The organism is Scytonema sp. NUACC21 (genome assembly GCF_054684315.1).
Genome location: NZ_BAAFZH010000093.1, coordinates 84,634 through 103,318, shown reverse-complemented (window position 1 = coordinate 103,318; position 18,685 = coordinate 84,634). Strand labels below are relative to the sequence as shown.

Below are 18,685 nucleotides of genomic sequence, written 5' to 3'. Positions count from 1 at the left end.
GTATTTTTTAAAGCTGTGCTTCTTGTTGTTGATAAAGGCAGTAGTAGCGACCTCTTTGTGTCATGAGTAGATCGTGGGTTCCCTGTTCTACAACGGCTCCTTGCTCTAACAGCAAAATGACATCAGCATTCTTAACGGTACTTAAACGATGGGTAATAAAAAAGACCGTGCGATCGCGAAACGCTTCTGCTAGATTGAGACAAACTTGTCTTTCTGACTGGTAATCTAAGGCACTTGTGGCTTCGTCTAGAATCAGCAAGCGGGGATTTTGTAGAACAGTACGGGCAATGGCGATTCTCTGCCTCTGTCCTCCTGATAAAGCTGAACCCCTCTCGCCAACCCTGGTATTGTAACCATTAGGCAGAGACATAATGAAATCATGTGCTGCAGCGATTTTTGCTGCTTCGATAATTTCCTCCGGTGTAGCGTCTGGTTGAGTGAGTGCAATATTCTCCTGCACAGTGCCATCAAATAAGAGAGAATCTTGCAGCACCATGCCAATCTGACGGCGTAGTGAATAGAGTTCTACTTTGGCAATATCATAGCTGTCAATGAGAATTCTGCCGGATTCTGAATCGTAAAGACGCGGCAATAGCTTTGTTAGAGTACTTTTTCCAGAACCACTTTGTCCTACAATGCCAATAAACTGTCCGGGCTGAAACTCTAAATTAATATTCTTCAGTTGCAGTGGACCATTGGGGTTAAACCGAAAGCTGACATTCTCAAACTTAACATCACCGGAAATTGTGGGCATGGGAATGTTTTGACGGTCTAATTCTGTGACTTCCATCGGGCTATCTAAAATATCGCCAAGGCGTTCTAAAGAGAGTGCTGTCTCTTGAAAGTTTTGCCACAGTTGAGTTAAACGCAGTAACGGGGCGGTAACGTAGCCAGCAATGATGCGGAAAGCAATCAGCTGCCCTAAGGAAAGTTGTCCCTGAAGAACTAAAGATGCCCCCACCCATATAACTAACAATGAAGAAACTTGGTTGAGAAAATTGCTTGTGACGTTCGCACCAGTGGAAGTAATAACAGTTTTGAAACCAGCATCTACATAGTTAGCATAATGTTCTTGCCACTGCCAACGGGAACGCAACTCTATATTTTGTGCTTTCACCGTTTGGATACCTGACATCACCTCCACTAAGTAAGACTGAGCTTCGGCATTACGTTCTGCTTTATTTCGCAATTGCCTTCGCACAATCGGTGAAACCACCATTGTCAGAAAGGCAAAAAACGGTACGGTTGCTAAAGCCACAACAGTCAGCGCCCAACTGTAGATTGCCATCACTACAATATAGATAACGGAAAATACCGCGTCTAACACCACTGTTAAAGCAGTTCCTGTAAGAAATGAACGAATATTTTCCAGTTCCTGAGCGCGAGTGGCAAGTTCTCCTACAGGTCTTCGCTCAAAATAACGTAAGGGCAGACGTAGCAGATGGTCAATAATCTCTGAACCTAAGGTGAGGTCAATTCGATTAGTTGTATCGACAAATAAGTATGTGCGGAGACTGGTTAAAATCCCTTCAAATACAGCCAGTATTAACAGTAACAGCCCCAGTACATTGAGGGTATTAAAACTGTTCTGAATAATGACTTTGTCAATAATTAGCTGGATGATTAAGGGATTCGCTAGAGTGAAAACCTGGACAAAGAAGGAAGCAAGTAAGACTTCAAAGAGAACTTTACGGTATTTAATCAGGGAAGGAACAAACCAACGCAAGCTAAACTTCTGCTTGGGTGTGTATTTGGTTGGTTTGAGTAGCAATACCTGACCTTCTTCACCCCAATTTTCAATAAAATTGGTCAGCTTTTGCTGGACAATACCTACTTCCGGGACTGCTAATACCAGCTTCTGTTCGCTCGTTTCATAAAGAATGGCGAAACTATCCTGCCAGCGAATCATTGCAGGAGGTTGCAGTTTAGCGATCGAAACTGCGCTGATGTTGATTAGTTGAGCATTTAACCCTATTAATTCTGCAATGGCACCGCATAGTTGTAATGACAGGGTTTGAGTGCGCTGAATTTGATTGTCCAGCACTTTGCAGATTCCATCCCGACGAAAAGGAATGTTCCAATATTGGCTCAGCATTTGGAAACAAGCTAACGTTGCATCCCTCGGTCCTCTACCTTGAATATAGGGGTAATTTGGCGATCGCGACGAGCTAAGAACCGTTGCTGCTTCTAATTTGGGGGGGCTTTCAGGTCCATAGGGAATCTCTTGTAAAGGTTGAAGAGTCAAGGTTGAAGGTTGAAAAGTTTCTTCTTTTATACTTCCCAGTTCATTCCGTAGCGGCAAACCTACTAAACGTACAGGCATAGAACTTTCTGCCTTCAAATGAGTTGGATCGATGCTTGATGGTAGCCGAGTTCCTATAGGAAAATCTTTGACTGCGTTGTTACTGACAAACCAGGTATACTCCGGCTCTAATTTTATTGTGGAAGTTTTGCCCTTCAAAAGAGTGACAGTAAGGGCTTCTGGGAATACTTTACCAGTCAGTTCCGCAATATCTGAAACCCCATAAGATTTAAGTAATGTCTCACTATCAGCCTGACTTGTGAGTTCCGCACCTAATAACTCGAAAACTTCAATCGTACTACAGTGGTTGTGAAAACCTTTTGCAAAAGCCGGGAAATTTTCTATTAAGCTTAAAAAATCTGTGGCGGGCAAAGTGATACAAATTGTTTCACAAGAAGCAATGGCTGTTTCACAAGGAATTCCCCGTAGCAAACTTACCCAACCCAAGATATCTCCTGGTTTAAGTCGTTGTATTGTGACAGGCATTTGAGTATTGGGGTCATTACCTAATAAACGTGCCTGCCCCTCATAGAGAATCAATACTTGAGCAGATATGTGTTCCTGCACAAGAACGATTTGACCCATACGATAGCGCAAAAGCTGCAACTTGGGAAGAAATTCCACCAGTGCTTGTGCAGGTAGTTGGTTGAAAGGGAATAATCCAGCTAAAAAATCCTCAATTGAGGCTTTAGTATAAGTCATGAAATTTCGGATTTAGATTTTCGAGTCACTCACGTGCAGGGGTTCGCCCCATTGACCGATGTGGCGTGATTTTAGATTGGGAATGTCGATTGTTAGTAGTTAGTAGTTGGTAGGTGGTAGGTGGTAGGTGGTAGTTGGTAGGTGGTAGTTAATAGTTGGTAGGTGGTAGGTGGTAGATTGTTCTTTTCCACTAACCACTAACCCTTAACTACTAACCACTAACTGTTTTCCCATCTCCTCTTCTTTTCCACTCCTCAGTTTCTGAAGCTGTTCTGTCAGCCAGGTTTCAAAGAGTTCATTCAACAAACGCACTTTCATAGGTTCATCAAGCTGTGCGGGAATAAATTTTTCTAACCGCACAACGATAAACCACTCCCCAATACGAGTTGGTGGTAGCAGTTTTCCAGGTAGACTGCTAGAAAGCATTTGCACCATTACTGGATGGAGTGTAGACAATTCAACCGGACCTACTAACCCACCAGTTTGGGCTTCCGGACCTTGGGAATATTCCCGCGCTAGTTCGGCAAAGGGCTGTTCTTTTGCCAAAATGCGGAAGTAAAGTTCTTGAGCCACTCCTGCATCCTGAGTTCGCAGTAGGGAATAAATCACCTTGTCCAGCTTTGTCTTGCACTGGAAAAAGTAGGGTTCTAATTTTTTGCCCCAAGTCTGTTGCTTGAATTTTTCGATTTTTAGCTTGCGAATGATGATGGTTTCTAGTTGATTGGGAACTACACCGTAATAAGCCATCCATGCTCTGACATCAACTATGTTTTTAAGCTGATGTTCGGCATAAAACAGCTGTTGAGCGCGATTGACTTCATCGGGTGTACAGTCTATTGATGCAATAGCCTCATCAATAACTAGCTCTCGCAGCAACTGCGGCAGCATTTGATAACTTCCCAGTAAGGAAGCCAGTTCACTCGCATTGATTGTACGGTTACCAATTTGCAACACTTCAGTCATTAACTGCCATGCATAGAAAAATGCTTAATTTGCTTGGTGTTGCTCCCTGAGTTTGTAGATGTTATTTAGACGCATCAAAAAAGTGAGCCATGTACCTGGCTTTCCCATCGAGAATTTTTTCTCTGCACCCACATTGTCAAGATAGACTCACTCTTTTATCGTTGTCTACAAAATTTTAACAATAAGATATGCTGTTTGCGTCGATTTTAGCAAGAGAATCGACGCAAATCAAATAAAAATTTCCAACCCAGTTAGGGCTACAGCTTTTCAGCCAAGCCCATTTGGATATTATTTGTAGGGGCGATCGCGGTTATGGTGTATATTGAGAAAATCACGCCTTTAGGCAACTAAACCCAGGAGCTTGCGCCCGTGTGATTTTCGGTCAAAAATTCGCTGCAGACGCAATTGTAGGCAGACCTGGTACCAGGTTGAGCTGATAATTCCCTGAATTTAAGAACTTTTTGTTGACAAGTTCTTTGAACGTCTGCCAGTCTTTTTGCCAGTTGCCAATGATTTGAGTCAGGGTACTACATACCTCACTTTGTTTATCTTGGGGAAGTGAGCGATTGAAGTTAGCAGAGAACTGAACTGCTCTTACTACTGTTTTATCTAGCATCTGCAGCCCAGTTTCATTGATGTCCAAGTTGAGTTGTGCGTCCTCTAAGGTGTAAACCAAGTGCAGCGACCCCATCACAGGGGCTTTGCCAAACTCTTGCCAAGACCCGGAATTAAGCAATGTTTTAAAGATGTAGTTGCGAGCTGTATTGTTTTGCTCATCAAAAAGAACATGACCCCGAAAGTTGACGCCAATTGCCACATACTCTATTTCAGGCAATTTGTCAATATATTTTTTGGCGATCGTCGGCACTTCCACTGCCGATGGTTCTTTGCTACCAATCAACTCAGCAAACACAATTTTATTAACTTGTGCCCCAATATTGACACCGTTTTGGAAGATAACCTGGGCTACAGAATCCGTTAGGATGGCAGGTCGGATCAATTCCCAGCTACTTGGGACAATGCCAGCGTATTTCAGAAAATCTGGAGTTAAAAGTTTAGGATTATATTGTCTAGCTGCAATTGCGATCGCAATTTCCTGAATATTTAGGCTTTGGCTCATATTGTGTTTAGCGTCCATGAGTTTTTAGTTGACAGGAGGAATTTTGTGACAAGACCTCAACAAGCACAGCTTGTTGACATATCGCTGCTACGCTTGATTTCTGGCTCCTGCTGATGTTTTGGTAGACACTCTCAGCGCAAGTTGTCAAAAATTTTCTAAAAAAATTATTAATATTTTTGCTTTTGCACTTCCTCTGTATAACTACTTACGTAGATTACACGGAATAGACAGCATTATAGTGTAACTTTATATATTCTTTAATAGAAAGAACAAATTTAAAAAGGTTTCGCAGAAACTTAATTGCAATCAAATGTTACCAGTCTCTTATAACTGATTTCTCTGAGGCGCTCTGGGCGGTTTAACGAAATCATAATTAACTTCGTCAACATTTAAGCGCCAATTCAGGAGTTTCTCTAAAATTCTGCTTTGGCGTTTGGCATTGTACTCAATCTCCTCAAACACCCCAGCAGTTGCACTGCGAACAAAGCAATCCTGATGCCAAGAGTAGGTCAAATCAAGGATGCGATCGAGGTGAGATATATATTCTCTAGCAAGAGAGTATTGATGTTGTTCGTATTGCTGATTCACAACATTCACAATGGCTTCAGACTTGCTTCCCTCCAGTTTATAGGAAGTGAGACGCCAATCTAGAAGTTGTTCAAGGAGAAGACGCTGACGTTTGGCGTTTTGCTCGACTTCTTCAAAAGCTTTAACGGTTGCATTGTCGTCGAGGCGACCTTGACGCCAAAGATGGGCCAAAGCAAGAATGCAGTTAACAGACAGCTTAAACTCCACTGATATAGAAGATACCCATTGTCTGAACTGATGGTTAATCCAATCTACATCTATATCTTTCTTCAGGCTGACGGTATTATTACTCATAATATGAAAATTTATGTTAATTTTCTCTACTACTAATCAATACGCGGTAACAAACGGTAAATCTCGGAATTCTCTTTTACCTTACAAGTTTTTCGTTCTTGCCTTCATATACCTAAAAGTAGATTGTTGATTTATGAAGTCGGATTTTCTATCTTTAGATATATTGATTTAGTATAAATTTTAAATAAGCAAGTTCCTCAAATACAACAGAGAATATTGGGTAAATAGTTATTTATGATACAATATTTTTTGATATTTTATGCCTTTTCTTGCATTTCTTAAACTGAAATTTTAGGATGTTAATTATTCAAACTGAGTTTAATTAAGCATGAGAAGTTTCTACATAATGAAGAAAAAGTAGCGAGGGGAGACATGGCAGCAATACCAGTGAATCAAAAAGTTTTTGATAAATTAAAACAAGCATACATAGAAAAATTTGGTGCTTCACCTAAATTTCTTATTACTGAGTTAAATCGAGTTTATCAAGACAAAAGAGAAACTTCAAAAGATATTATTTCAGATAAAACAATCCGCAACTTCTTTAAAGATGATGAACCAACAAAGATGCAGGAAAAAAACCTGAACTTTTTATGCGGTGTGTTATTAGGCTATGAAAGCTATCAAGAAGCTTTGAGGCAACAAGCAGTGTTAGACGAAGTCACACAGGGCAATTTTGAGGTCAAGGGAGATTGGCTGCATCATTATCAGGAATATATTCAAATAAAGTGCGGTACTATGAAAGTCTTGACGATGACTCACCCCGTACAATTAGATAGCATTTATGCGAATGTGAGTGTGTTAGAAAGTGTTAGAGGGAAACAATCAAAAACCATTCAAGAATTGTTAACCAACCTCTCCAGTACAAGTACTATCTTTAGTCGTCTTCACTATAAAATTGGCAGTCAGTTAGCTGCTGTAGATGCTGTTAAACGCTATTCCAAGCTGCTTATATGGGGTAGACCTGGAGCAGGAAAAACAACATTTTTGAAGCATTTAGCTGTACATTCTTTTCAAGAATTGGGGAGGCAAGATATTCCAATTTTTATCTCATTAAAAGCCTTTTCTGATGAAGACGATCGCCCAAATCTTGTTGATGCTATAAAAAAAGAATTGACACCGTATATTTCTGAACCAGAACAATTTATCCAAGAGTTACTAGAGCAAGGTCGTTGTTTAATTTTATTGGATGGATTGGATGAAGTTGCATATGCCAAAAGCGAGGCAGTGTATCGAACTATTGATACTTTTATCAAAAGGTATTCAAAAAACCGTTTTGTCATGACCTGTCGTTCTGGAGCATCTGATTATACATTTCCTGACTTTACAGAAGTGGCAATGGCAGATTTTGATGACAACAAAATTGAGGTGTTTGTAAAAAAATGGTTTGCATCAAGTCAAGAGTTAAAGTTAGCAGATAGCTTACTAGAAGAAATAGAAAAAAATAGATCCATACAAGAGTTAACACCAAATCCATTACTTCTAACCATGTTGTGTTTGGTATTTGATGACAACTATGAACTGCCAAGAAATCAGTACACTCTTATTCATGACGCGGTAGATATACTACTACGCAAATGGGATGCAAGCAGACGTATAGAACGCCATTTAGCCAATCGGTTTAACTTACCCCATCAACGAAAAGTTAATTTGCTGAGTCAGATAGCTTATGAATCTTTTCAACAAGAACCACACAAACATTTATGGCATCAAAGAGAACTAGAAGAGATAATTGGAGATTACATTGAAAATCTTCCTGAAGTTTCGTCGGATACTCTGGCTATTGATAGTTTAGCTATTTTAAAAACCATCGAGGCAAATCATGGTTTATTTATCAAGCAAGCTCAGGATATATATTCCTTTTCTCACTTAACTTTTCAAGAATATTTTGTGGCTAATTATATTGTAGACAGTCAAGATATTGAACTCTTAAAGGAAGTTGTCAAACAGCATTTAACTAATCGTCATTGGCGAGAAGTGTTTCTTATGATTGCAGGACGTCTGGCAAATGCAGATGCTTTTTTAAGGCTTATATTTAACCAAATTAATCGCATAGCCAGTAGTAAAGTATTGCAAGATATGTTAACTTGGCTAGATGATGTTACAAGTTATCATGGGATAAAATCAAGTTCTTGGAGAGCTTTTTACCTGTTTGTAGATCAGGAGTTTGAACTCTATACGAATCAACTTACAAAAGTTGACTCTGCCCTAGCTCAAAAACTTGCCATTTTACTAAAAGAGTTTAATAGGGAACGAAAGAAGATAATCGAGCGCTCGCCCCTTTCTGATTTCGCATTATATTTAGTTGACACCTACAGCAAAGTTGCTGCTAGAGCCCAGGACAAGCAATTTCAGCCTCAGAAAGTTAGCCCGTTGCTGAGAAGAGAACTTCCTATGAGTGATGATACGGCTAACTCCCCTGAATTAGGGGGTGAAGGAGTGACGGTTGATAAAGATAAGGGTGTGATTACCCTGAACAAACAACAGAGGCAAATTACCCTAGATAAAGATCATTTCCCCAATCAAGTGATTTCAGGCATTGTTAGCGAGCGCCCCTTAAATTATGAGGGTTTAGCGGATGAATTGATGTTTTTGCTGGAAAGTTTTCCTCAGGAAGATGCCCCTACATCTGATTGGCAGGATTGGACGAAACATTTAAGAGGGGTGATGAGGCTGTATTTAAATATTGGCTATGATGACGTGAAATTTTCACCCGAACAAATCAAAATCGTAAAAGATTATTTTTATGCTAATGTCCTTCTTCTAGAATGCGTCAGAGGAGGCAGTTACTCTTCTAAAGAGTTACGCAACCAGATTGTTGACCACCTGTTATTACCAAATAAACGGATTCCCCGCTCTTTGATTGGTGAACCTTGACCTGCTGTTTTTACTAGCTTTTTACCGTTAGTTACCGTAAATTACCTAAAAATGCTATGATTTTGAGGTACTTTGTAAGGTATGGGAGCAGAATTGAACTTAATATGGGCAAGCAAGTAAAGAAAGTATGCAATCACAAACCGGGCGAAAAGTGGACAGATGGTTGTTGTAGCCCAAAGCCACTAGGTGATTCTGAATCGGGAAAGTTTGAGGGCTCAACAATACACTCTGCGATCGATTTATCTTTTGCAATCCAGCCGGAAACGCAAAAGCAGCCGGTAGATGCTGCTTTCTAGAGCATTGGTAAGTAGGTCGGCATAAATAAAGTTAACTAGTTATGACTGTCATGAGTCATTTGTAAGAGTTTCTGTCCTTTTCACCTTTCTTCACATAGTTGCCTTTATCTCCGCCTACTTACTTACTGAGTCAAAACTGTATAAATTCATGAACCGTTTAAGTAGCTAGCCGATCGCCCTCAAACAGAAACTGGTTTTTGGACTGACAAAACCGAGTATTTTGAAGAAATATAAAGAAAACTAAACTTTTCTTAACAAAAGTCTTTGCAATTTCTTAAGCTTTTAAGAAATAAAAAGCTGCCCCTTCCGTCTTTCATCTTAGAGGAAACGCCACAGCTTTGTTATTGGGATTACAGAGACTCCAAATAGGTTAAAAGGTCTGCCATTTCCTGAGGACTTGGCTGAAATTTAGGCATTGGTGGTGTTTCGCCGCTGGTGACTTGGTGAATGAGACCAAAGGGTGATTTACGTTTCGAGACACCTTGCAAGCTTGGACCAACACTCCCATCTGCTTGCCAGCCATGACAACCAGCACAATTTATTTGAAAGATGGCGTGTCCTTGTACTGGGTCACCTTTGAGCCCTAGAACAGCTTTTGCATATGGATCTGAGGGTCTCATTGCATAAACAGCAAAAGTGCCCAAAAGGACTGCTAGCACAACCGCTAGAGCGATGAAAGCGATTCGCTGAATCAGAGTTTTAGGTTTGGCAATCTGGTTATCCAAAAGTTGGCTGTTCAAGTCAAAGTGTACAAAAAATTTTTATTTCATACACATAGCTTAAAAGTTCTTGATTCTGATGACAAGCTATCTTAGGTAATGACAACCCTTTCTCCTCACACCCGTCGAGCTTGGTGCTGAATTTGGTAGAATCAAGTGCGGGAACTCATTTGTTGCATAAAGGAGATTTAACGTGGTTGAACCCCTGCTTGACGGCATTGTGCTGGGTCTAATCTTCGTAACCCTGGGCGGGTTGTTTTTCAAAGCTTACGAGCAATACAAGCGCGGCAACCAGCTTGGTCTGTAAGTTGATAAGTGGAGGACAAGGAAGACAGGCGGAAACCGTCTTCGTTATCTTCCCCTTCTCCCTTGTCTCTCCTCACTCCGCAATTCTGTAAAAGGTCAAAGCAGTGTTGCCGTAAACTTTCTCGCGGCAAATTTCCCAGCCGGACACGATTGGTGATGTCCAGTCTTGAGGACTGTGTTCTAATGCTATTTCTCCATCTGGATCTAAAAGATGATGGTAAGCTAAGACTTCTAGTACTGGCTGATATAAACCACTAGCATAGGGCGGGTCGAAATAGATTCTGTCAAATTGCTGCCCCGAAAGTTTTGGCAACATCTGTACGATATCTCCCCGCAGTAATTGAAATTTTTGTTCGGCTTTAGCTAAGCGCTGCCAATTTTCTTGAATAATTGCACAGGCACGACTGGATTTCTCAATGCCTACGACTAAACTGGCTCCTCTACACAAAGCCTCAGCGCCCATTGAACCAGTACCAGTACACAAATCTAGCCAACGGCAACCTTCTATCGTTCCCTGCCAAATGTTAAATACCGCCTCCCTTACTCGCGCACTGGTGGGTCTGGTTTCTTTCCCTGGTAATGTTTTTAACGGGCGGTTACCGTAAATTCTCAAACTCATGAGTCAATAGTCATTGGTCAAGAGGTCATTGGTCATTTGACAATAGACACTGAACAAATGACACTGGACTGAATTCTATTATGCAGCAGTTATTAGTCATTGGTTATTTGACAATAGACACTGAACAAATGACACTGGACAAATGACAAAGAACTGAATCCTATTACGCAGCAACCTGTGTCCAAACTTGAGATACGAAATTAGAGAGAATTTGCAATCCGATATTAGAGGATTTTTCAGGGTGGAATTGAACTGCCATGATGTTATCGCAGGTAACCGCAGCGGTGACAGTTTGACTTCCATGAGTAACAGTTGCAGCACAAACTTGTGGATCGGCTGGATCTACGTAATAGGAATGCACAAAATAAACCCAAGGATTTTGCGGTAAATATTCCCACAAAGTTGTTTTTGGCTGAGTGAGTTCGAGTTGATTCCAACCCATGTGGGGAATAGTGATACCCGGTTCTCGAACAAATCGCCGTACTACTCCTTTGATAATTCCCAGCCCTGGTTCAACTCCTTCTGCACTTGATTCAAAAAGAATTTGCATACCCAAACAAATACCTAAAAAGGGTTTGCCAGAAGCAATTGCTTCTTTTATGGGTTTTTCCAAATCACGCGATCGCAACTGCTGTACAGCTGGGTCGAATGCACCCACTCCCGGCAAAACGATAGCATCTGCCTTCTCTAATTCTTTTGAGGAATCAGCAATTTTTGGAGTTGCACCAGCTTTTTCTAATCCTTTGCAGACCGAGTGCAAGTTTCCCATGTCGTAGTCTACGACTGCAATCACCGCCATTTACCTGCTCCCTGCTAATTTATTATGGAGAGTATTTATATTGTAAATAATATTTCTTATGCAGAAAAGGTTTCTATTAACTTCTTTTCAGATTTGGTTGCCCCATCAAAAATCGAATTCTTCTGATGATTTATTGGCAGAAGTTGCCCGACTAGATTCGTTACCTTATGAGTTAACGCTGTTGCGACAGTTGCCTGTAGATGTGCAGCCAGCCAGTTTTCGGGTTCTAGAAACCATCCGCGAACTTACTCCAGACGTTATTATTTGCTGTGGCATGGCCGAAAGACGGACGTTATTAAGTGTGGAAGCAATCGCCATCTGTGGAGAAAGTATGTTGCGGACAACGGTTGATTTAGAAAAATTAGTGGCGGGCACCCAGGCAGTTGAGATTAGCAACGACTGCGGGAAATTTGTCTGTGAAGGTCTCTATTATTCCGTTTTAGATGAACTGCGCCGCAGCCAACTAAGAACTCCTTGCATCTTTGTCCACGTTCCGATTTTGACTGAAGAAAATTTGACCTCAATTCTTGAGGATTTTGTAGCGATCCTCCATAAACTGGCACTTTTGTAAAGATGTTTGCGTCTCAAAAAAGAAAAAAATATGTAGGTATATGTTTCCATTCTTACCCATTTTTCCCATCGCACAAATCACACCTCCCCCACCAGTCGCTCCTCCACCGGCACCTCTTGAAGAAATTGTTCAACAGCAACAAGTACGTCCTTTACCGGGAAAATTGGATTCCGTGCCAGTCTTTAATAGCAATAGCCCAGAAAAAGTACTCAAAGAAGGGATTTTACTCTCAACTTTTCCAGCAGAGGGCAAAAAAGTGCCAACAGCACATTTAAATTTTCCTTTTAAAGGTCGATTTGATGTTTTTGCCCATCATGTGGCTGAAGCACCCACCCCAGAGGATTTACGAACACTGTATTTGGGAATTATCCTGCATAACCCAGGGAAGCAAGCAGTGACGGTAAATATCCTGCAAGCAGCCAGTTATCTCAGCCAACCAGAAGCACCTTTTGTTGAGTTGCCATCATATAGTGATAATATCTTGAGCACAGTCTATGCAGGACCGGGCGATCGCGTTACAAATGATATCCTTCGAGGACAGAGGCAAGATGTTTTCCCGGCTCAAATCGTAATTCCACCAGGGGAAAGCCAAATGTTACTCAATGCACCAATTCCCGTAAGAGAACTCACGCCACCTTTAAATGGTCGGTCTACATATATGCGATTGCGGAGTAGCGACACAGTCTATGCAGCAAGTCTAGCAATGTTTGCTCCAACTAATCCTGATGGAAGCGAACGTGCCCCCACTGTAGAAGAATGGGAATCTTTATTAAACAACGGTCAACTATCAGAACCCCGAGACAAAACCCCCACCCCTCTTGAAGAAACAAACAAACCTATAATTTATGGTCGTGTTGCTGGGGTTGCCTTGGGTTCGGAATGGAAAGGTCTACTAGTAGATAACCCAGAAAAAACATATCTAACCATTCCCAGCCCCGGTCAAACTTTTTCCTATATAGTAAGTGCATTGCATCGGGGTACCTTGGGTACCGATCAAATACAAAGTGCCCCCATGCTGGTGCGCTATCCCGATACTGCCTATCGGGCACATGGAAACTATGGAGTGCAATACAGCTTGAGTTTGCCGTTGCATAACAAAACTCAGAACCCACAGACAGTGACTGTGTCGATACAAACACCAATAAAGGAAGACAAGTTAACCAAACCAGGTTTGCGCTTTTTTAATACAGCTGCGCCACAAGTCTTCTTTCGTGGGTCAGTGCGAGTACGTTATAACGACGATCGAGGTTTGCCTCAAACCCAATTTGTACATTTGGTGCAAAGACGGGGTCAACTAGGAGAAGCGTTAGTAACACTGAATATGAAGGAAGGCGAGCAAAGATTGGTTGAAGTTGATTTTCTTTATCCACCAGACGCTACTCCACCGCAAGTTCTGACAGTTCAGACTTTGAACAGTACAAATTCAGGTGAAGTTATGAACAAGTAAGTAGGTCGGTACAAATAGAGTTAACTAGTTAATACTGTCATTCGTCATTTATAGGGGTTATAGCCATTTTAAAAGCTCTATATATTGCATTACCGCCCTTACCTTGTCTCCAGTCAGTTAAAAAAATTTACAAACAGAGGTAATTTCAACACGCTAGTGGGAAAAATAAGTTTGTAAGAAAAAAGACAGTGTTGCTTTGCGAGAGGTGGCTGTGGTAGAACTGGCTGGTTATCTCATTTCTCAACAAATCTATCTGGGTAATAAAACTGTAATCTATCGGGGACTTAGAGAACGAGACCGAAAAGCAGTCGTTTTGAAAATGATGCGTAGTGAGTATCCTAGCTTTAAAGAACTGATACAATTTCGCAATCAGTACACCATTGCCAAAAATCTTCAGTTAGAAGGTGTGATTCAAACATATAGTTTGGAACCATACCAAAACGGCTATGTTTTGGTGATGGAAGACTTTGGAGGTATTTCTCTAAAGGATTACGTCACTAATGTAGAGACGTTGTATGCAAAGTCACTACATGAATTTCTTCACATTGCCATTCAAATTGTTACGGCTTTAGAAGGGCTGTATCGCTACCATATCATTCATAAAGACATCAAACCAGCCAACATCCTGATTAACCCCACTACCAAGCAAGTTAAACTGATTGATTTCAGTATTGCCTCTTTACTTCTTAGAGAAACCCAAACCCTCATATGTCCCAATGTTTTAGAAGGGACGTTAGCATATCTATCTCCGGAACAAACCGGACGCATGAATCGAGGACACCAAGCTTTGCTGCTGCAGCAGCAAAATCCGGGCGAGGTGGACGTTGATTTGGGTCAGTGGGAGAATTGGCTGGCACTCCTAGCGCATCCTTTAACTGTTGTTCGGTGACACCAAGCTTTGCCGCCACTGCTGCAAAATCCGGGCGGCGTCGATGAGGTCGAACACCGAGTGCATCTTTTAACTGTTGTTCAGTGACACCAAGCTTTGCCGCTGCTGCTTGAAAATCGGGTCGAGGTGGTCGCTGATTTGGGTCAGTGGGAGGATTGGCAGGTATTCCTAGCGCATCCTTTAACTGCTGTTCGGTAACACCAAGCTTCGCGGCTGCTGCTGCAAAATCGGGTCGAGGTGGTCGCCTTTGTCCGTCTGGTCGTTGGTTAGGCTGTTGTGAAGTCTGGGCAATCAGATAAGATGGATTAGCAGCATTTACCTGATTCATCAAACTAAATGTACCAGCCACAATGGAAATTGCTGTTACAACCGCTGCTGTATTAAATTTCATATCATCCACCACAGGATAGATTATTTATATTTCTGATTGAAGTAGCTGAACATGACAGTTTGCCCTGCTTCTAAATTACAATTTTGTAATTTTTGTTCCAGTACATTGCTCAAGTTAGGTCATCTGAAGCCCAACATCAAAGGTTGCTGCGTAGCCCCGTCCATCCTTAGCGAGATCGAGCAACATTTGTTCTCCACCATCAGCAAAAATTCCATCATCGGCATTTTTGAACCTGCGTTGTCCTTTGCTAGCGTAGGGTGCTTGAGTATACACGCGAGCGCTAATTGCATCATCAAAATATAACTGAGAAGTAAACTCATAACTTTGTCCTGATGCCCCAGCTGTGCGAACCTTAAAGTGGATGTGAGCAGTTCTACCTGGATACCAACCAGGGTAAATGGTTGTGAATTGGACACTTCCTTTAGCATCGGTGACTTGATAGCCGCGCAGAAACTTTTTGCCAACAGTATTAAAGCTTCTATCTGTTACGTCGGAATAGACACCCAGTGCATCACAATGCCAAACATCCACAATCGCACCTACCAGCGCTGTACAGCCAGTACTACCAACCTGAGAAACGTGCAACGTCAGTTGCAGGGGTACACCTTCTTTCACCGAACCATCTGTCGGATCGGAACGGATATCGGAACGATTAAGCTTTTCATCTACAAAATAGGGTCCTTCAGTTTGCTCTGGACTCACAACACACGCAGACAATGTAGTAGACTTAACCTTAGATGATGCCGGGATAGCTGCACTCAACTGTGCCTGTGTAGAGATTGACTTTCGCGGTAGACATCCAACCAAAAGTATTGCAGTTCCAGATGCCCTCAATAAAGCAAGTGCTTCTCTTCGAGTGAAAATGCGACCTAACCGGCGATTGTTATTTTTCATGATGTCTAACTTTTAATGCCCTCGAAAAATGACTGTTGCTTACATTTCCGATTAACCTATCTGAAAATGATAGCTTGTCTATTTTCTCAATTACACTTTTGTAATTTGGGCTATGGAGCAATACGGTTCAGATAAAACCAGAACCCCTATCACAAACACAATGTAGAGACGCTTCAAACAGCGCGTCTCTACACACATGATTTTTTACACATTAACCTTAACTGAACTGTATTGGGCTATGGAGCCGTCAATCTAAAATGAAATAACAATAACAGATAATGCGAAGCGGCTGTCTACCTAAAAAAACGAGCGCTTCAGCTAAGGGATATCTAAGAAATAAATTATCCTTTGAATGTGGTCTGGGCGTCCTCGCCCGTTCTATATAGGTGGCTCTTGAGACGCCCGCACCACAAGAGAAAGTTGGATGTTTTTTTATTTGGAAGTTCCTAAACTTAGCCCATCGCCTCTACGGCCAGAATCATTATCCTTGAGAGGATTTTCAATTACGCTCTGATTTTGTGGGAATTAAACACCATGAATTTCAACAAACCTGTTAAACGATAGCAGTGGCAATAATTTCACTAATTCGTTGAAGTAAGTTGTTAGCAATTTTAGGAGAAAGTACTCGTTTCAATACAAACTTCAACAGCATTTTTTGAGTTTTTTTATCCAATAAAGTCTGTGGATGAAGTTGAATTGCCATCATCAACTTCTGACCAGCTTGCTTCACTCCATCAATTCCAGAAACACGTGTTAAACATAAGTGGGCTGAATACTGATAGGCATTAGCTAGGCTCTGATTTTTGAGGGCTTGGAGTTCCGGTCGCGCTGCTTGAAATGCTCGCTCAAGCACAATGAACTTGCATTGTTCCATAAACTCTATTTTAGAGGACATTGAGCTTGATGATTGACGATAAAAAATTTGTGGCTTAGGAACAACAACAAAATGCCAATGAGCCGCTAACCGCAGCCAATAGTCCCAATCTGCAGAACCTCCAGCAGGAGGATAAAATTCTCCTACCGACTCAATCGCTTGCTTGCGAATAAGTGGATTTGAGCCACTAGCAAGAAAGTTTTTGACTAACAAATTTCTATAAACATTACCTTCAAAAAATATAGGCTCATCTGCATGGAAAGATTTTCCTTGTTCATCCATAAAATGAGTCCAGCTATAAGCAACGCCTGCCTCTGGATGTTGTTTTAAAGCTGCAAGTTGCAATTCTAACTTATCAGGTGACCATAAATCGTCGGCATCAAGAAATGCAAGAAATTCTCCAGTTGCATGAGCTATTCCACGATTGCGAGCTACTGGTAAACCACCATTTTCATAGGAAAAAATTTTGAGACGAGAGTCAGCGATCGCATTCAATATTTCTAAAGTCCTGTCAGTTGAACCATCATTAATGACAATTATCTCAAAATCTGAAAATGTTTGTTTCTGAACTGACTTAATAGTCTCTAAGATAGTATGTTCAGCGTTGTAGGCAGGGACAATGATAGATATAGTTGGCATAAAAATTTACCTCAATGTAGTAGAAATAGATATTTTTCTGATGAAAACATATTTAATAGCCCAAATAGTGAACACAGGCATAGCTAGACCGTGAGTAATGAGTACCGTTGCAGCTACCCAAAAAATTCCCCATTTCACAGCAACCAGTAAGGAAATTGCAAATATTACAGTGAAAATTAGATCCCAGTATAGGTTAATATGAGTTTTATCTAGAGATTGGAGTAAGAGAGAAGCAGCAATAGAAAAGGGACGTGGTAGAGCTGAAAGACATATCAATACTAATATTGGAATTGCCGCTATCCACTTTTGTCCAAAAATAATTGGTACATAAAAGGGGGCTAAACTCGATTGTAGAAGAACAAGTGGAACTACAACCGAAGCGATCGTTTTGAGACCGCTAAAAAATCGTGTCTTCAGTTGCTTGATATCTCCACGGGCTGCACAAAGATGCGGGTACATAGCCCAAATAAACGAATTCATAACATTTAGACTTATCCCCAGCCCAGCATTAAAGGCGAAATAATAAAGACCCAGGGCATCAATACCAAGAAAACGCCCAACCAATAAATAATCTAAGTTACTTCTGAGCTTATTTAAGAGTTCACTTCCTAGAACATTTTTAGCAAAATTAGCAATTTCGCGCCATCGGTAAAGAGTAAAGGGCTTAGTAACTCGCCAAGGATGGTTTCTGCGATTGATTACAACCCAAACTGGAGACGTTAAGACAACCGGTAATACTACAGCCCACATTCCCAGACCTAATAATGCCAAACCTATAGTAAGAAGATTGGCAAGCAGGGACTGCGTAACAGTACACAGTGCTAATATATTGAGTCGGTTTTCTCGCTGAATTAATGCACATTGAACCATGTAAGTCGGCAACATTAAATAAACTGTAGCGACCACACAAATAGGCAAGATGACTTGCGTATTTCCATAAAACCAAGCAATAGGAAAAGCAGCGATACACTGAATAATAAAAAGCGAGCCACATAAAATCCAATTAAGCCAGTAAGCTGTATTGGATAAAACTTCGATATCACTTTGGTCGGCTTGAATAAGTTTAGCTCCAATGCCAGCTTTGAGGCTAAAAACATCTGCAAAATCTTTCGTGGTAAGAACAACTGCTGCCAAACCATAATCGTAAGGGCTTAATAAGCGAGCTAAAGTTACTGTTGTTGCCAAGCGAAAAATACGATTCGCTAACTCCGCCCCACCAAGCGAACCAAAATTACGGATAAATTGACTGGAGAATTTTTGCTTAATCTGGCTGATTAACATATTTGTCATTTTGAAGAGACAATTGCATTTTTTCTTATAAGGGATTACTAAGGCATCAATTATTGTTCTTACAGGGTGAGCACTCTTGCCCCCTCCAATCATTAAAGGGGCAAGAAG

At 41.2% G+C, this 18,685-nt stretch carries 16 protein-coding genes and 1 pseudogene; 6 read left to right on the top strand and 11 right to left on the bottom strand.

Features of this window, described 5'->3' with window-relative positions:
* Positions 1 to 7: 7 nt before the first annotated feature.
* From ACYRY3_RS26355 to ACYRY3_RS26340, 4 genes are all read right to left on the bottom strand, one after another.
* Complete coding sequence (locus ACYRY3_RS26355) at positions 8 to 3,004, bottom strand: peptidase domain-containing ABC transporter (protein ID WP_460204581.1); 2,997 nt, start codon at positions 3,002 to 3,004, stop codon at positions 8 to 10.
* A gap of 204 nt (positions 3,005 to 3,208) precedes the next feature.
* Positions 3,209 to 3,967 (bottom strand): peptidylprolyl isomerase, encoded by a 759-nt coding sequence (locus tag ACYRY3_RS26350; protein ID WP_460204580.1) that lies wholly within the window; start codon positions 3,965 to 3,967, stop codon positions 3,209 to 3,211.
* 382 nt (positions 3,968 to 4,349) lie between these two features.
* A complete protein-coding gene (locus tag ACYRY3_RS26345) occupies positions 4,350 to 5,087 on the bottom strand; it encodes a hypothetical protein (RefSeq protein WP_460204579.1) in 738 nt (245 codons plus the stop codon).
* A gap of 324 nt (positions 5,088 to 5,411) precedes the next feature.
* On the bottom strand, positions 5,412 to 5,969 hold the full coding sequence (locus tag ACYRY3_RS26340) for a hypothetical protein (protein WP_460204578.1): 558 nt from the start codon (positions 5,967 to 5,969) through the stop codon (positions 5,412 to 5,414).
* Between the two features lie 372 nt (positions 5,970 to 6,341).
* Between ACYRY3_RS26340 and ACYRY3_RS26335 the strand changes: the two genes are divergently transcribed.
* Both ACYRY3_RS26335 and ACYRY3_RS26330 read left to right on the top strand, forming a co-directional pair.
* Positions 6,342 to 8,843, top strand: coding sequence for an NACHT domain-containing protein (locus ACYRY3_RS26335; RefSeq protein ID WP_460204577.1), 2,502 nt, complete (start codon positions 6,342 to 6,344; stop codon positions 8,841 to 8,843).
* A gap of 104 nt (positions 8,844 to 8,947) precedes the next feature.
* Entirely contained in the window at positions 8,948 to 9,139 is a 192-nt protein-coding gene (locus ACYRY3_RS26330) for a hypothetical protein (protein WP_460204576.1), read from the top strand.
* 350 nt (positions 9,140 to 9,489) lie between these two features.
* On the opposite strand, the gene ACYRY3_RS26325 is transcribed toward ACYRY3_RS26330, so the two are convergent.
* Entirely contained in the window at positions 9,490 to 9,864 is a 375-nt protein-coding gene (locus ACYRY3_RS26325) for a c-type cytochrome (protein ID WP_460204639.1), read from the bottom strand.
* 187 nt (positions 9,865 to 10,051) lie between these two features.
* On the opposite strand from ACYRY3_RS26325, the gene petG reads away from it, so the two are divergent.
* On the top strand, positions 10,052 to 10,165 hold the full coding sequence (gene petG, locus ACYRY3_RS26320; RefSeq protein ID WP_460204575.1) for a cytochrome b6-f complex subunit V: 114 nt from the start codon (positions 10,052 to 10,054) through the stop codon (positions 10,163 to 10,165).
* A 72-nt stretch (positions 10,166 to 10,237) separates the two neighbouring features.
* On the opposite strand, the gene rsmD is transcribed toward petG, so the two are convergent.
* Together rsmD and hisH are read right to left on the bottom strand one after the other, a co-directional pair.
* Complete coding sequence (gene rsmD, locus ACYRY3_RS26315) at positions 10,238 to 10,783, bottom strand: 16S rRNA (guanine(966)-N(2))-methyltransferase RsmD (protein ID WP_460204574.1); 546 nt, start codon at positions 10,781 to 10,783, stop codon at positions 10,238 to 10,240.
* 163 nt (positions 10,784 to 10,946) lie between these two features.
* Positions 10,947 to 11,582: an imidazole glycerol phosphate synthase subunit HisH gene (gene hisH, locus ACYRY3_RS26310; protein WP_460204573.1), complete on the bottom strand. Its 636-nt coding sequence runs from the start codon at positions 11,580 to 11,582 to the stop codon at positions 10,947 to 10,949.
* 58 nt (positions 11,583 to 11,640) lie between these two features.
* On the opposite strand from hisH, the gene ACYRY3_RS26305 reads away from it, so the two are divergent.
* The 3 genes and pseudogenes from ACYRY3_RS26305 to ACYRY3_RS26295 form a co-directional block, all read left to right on the top strand.
* Positions 11,641 to 12,153, top strand: a complete 513-nt coding sequence (locus ACYRY3_RS26305; RefSeq protein WP_460204572.1) for a peptidase C15 — start codon at positions 11,641 to 11,643, stop codon at positions 12,151 to 12,153.
* A 40-nt stretch (positions 12,154 to 12,193) separates the two neighbouring features.
* Entirely contained in the window at positions 12,194 to 13,600 is a 1,407-nt protein-coding gene (locus ACYRY3_RS26300; RefSeq protein ID WP_460204571.1) for a DUF3370 domain-containing protein, read from the top strand.
* A gap of 211 nt (positions 13,601 to 13,811) precedes the next feature.
* Positions 13,812 to 14,378, top strand: a pseudogene (locus tag ACYRY3_RS26295) (serine/threonine protein kinase); the annotation flags it as partial.
* Here the strand turns inward: ACYRY3_RS26295 and ACYRY3_RS26290 are convergent.
* The 4 genes from ACYRY3_RS26290 to ACYRY3_RS26275 form a co-directional block, all read right to left on the bottom strand.
* Positions 14,305 to 14,880 carry a hypothetical protein gene (locus ACYRY3_RS26290; RefSeq protein WP_460204570.1) on the bottom strand — a complete coding sequence of 192 codons (576 nt, stop codon included), beginning with the start codon at positions 14,878 to 14,880 and terminating at the stop codon, positions 14,305 to 14,307. The pseudogene ACYRY3_RS26295 and the gene ACYRY3_RS26290 sit on opposite strands and share 74 nt — an antisense overlap.
* 114 nt (positions 14,881 to 14,994) lie before the next feature.
* Positions 14,995 to 15,774, bottom strand: a complete 780-nt coding sequence (locus ACYRY3_RS26285) for an intradiol ring-cleavage dioxygenase (RefSeq protein ID WP_460204569.1) — start codon at positions 15,772 to 15,774, stop codon at positions 14,995 to 14,997.
* A 553-nt stretch (positions 15,775 to 16,327) separates the two neighbouring features.
* Positions 16,328 to 17,287 carry a glycosyltransferase family 2 protein gene (locus tag ACYRY3_RS26280; protein ID WP_460204568.1) on the bottom strand — a complete coding sequence of 320 codons (960 nt, stop codon included), beginning with the start codon at positions 17,285 to 17,287 and terminating at the stop codon, positions 16,328 to 16,330.
* 6 nt (positions 17,288 to 17,293) lie between these two features.
* A complete protein-coding gene (locus tag ACYRY3_RS26275) occupies positions 17,294 to 18,568 on the bottom strand; it encodes a lipopolysaccharide biosynthesis protein (RefSeq protein ID WP_460204638.1) in 1,275 nt (424 codons plus the stop codon).
* Positions 18,569 to 18,685: the final 117 nt, after the last annotated feature.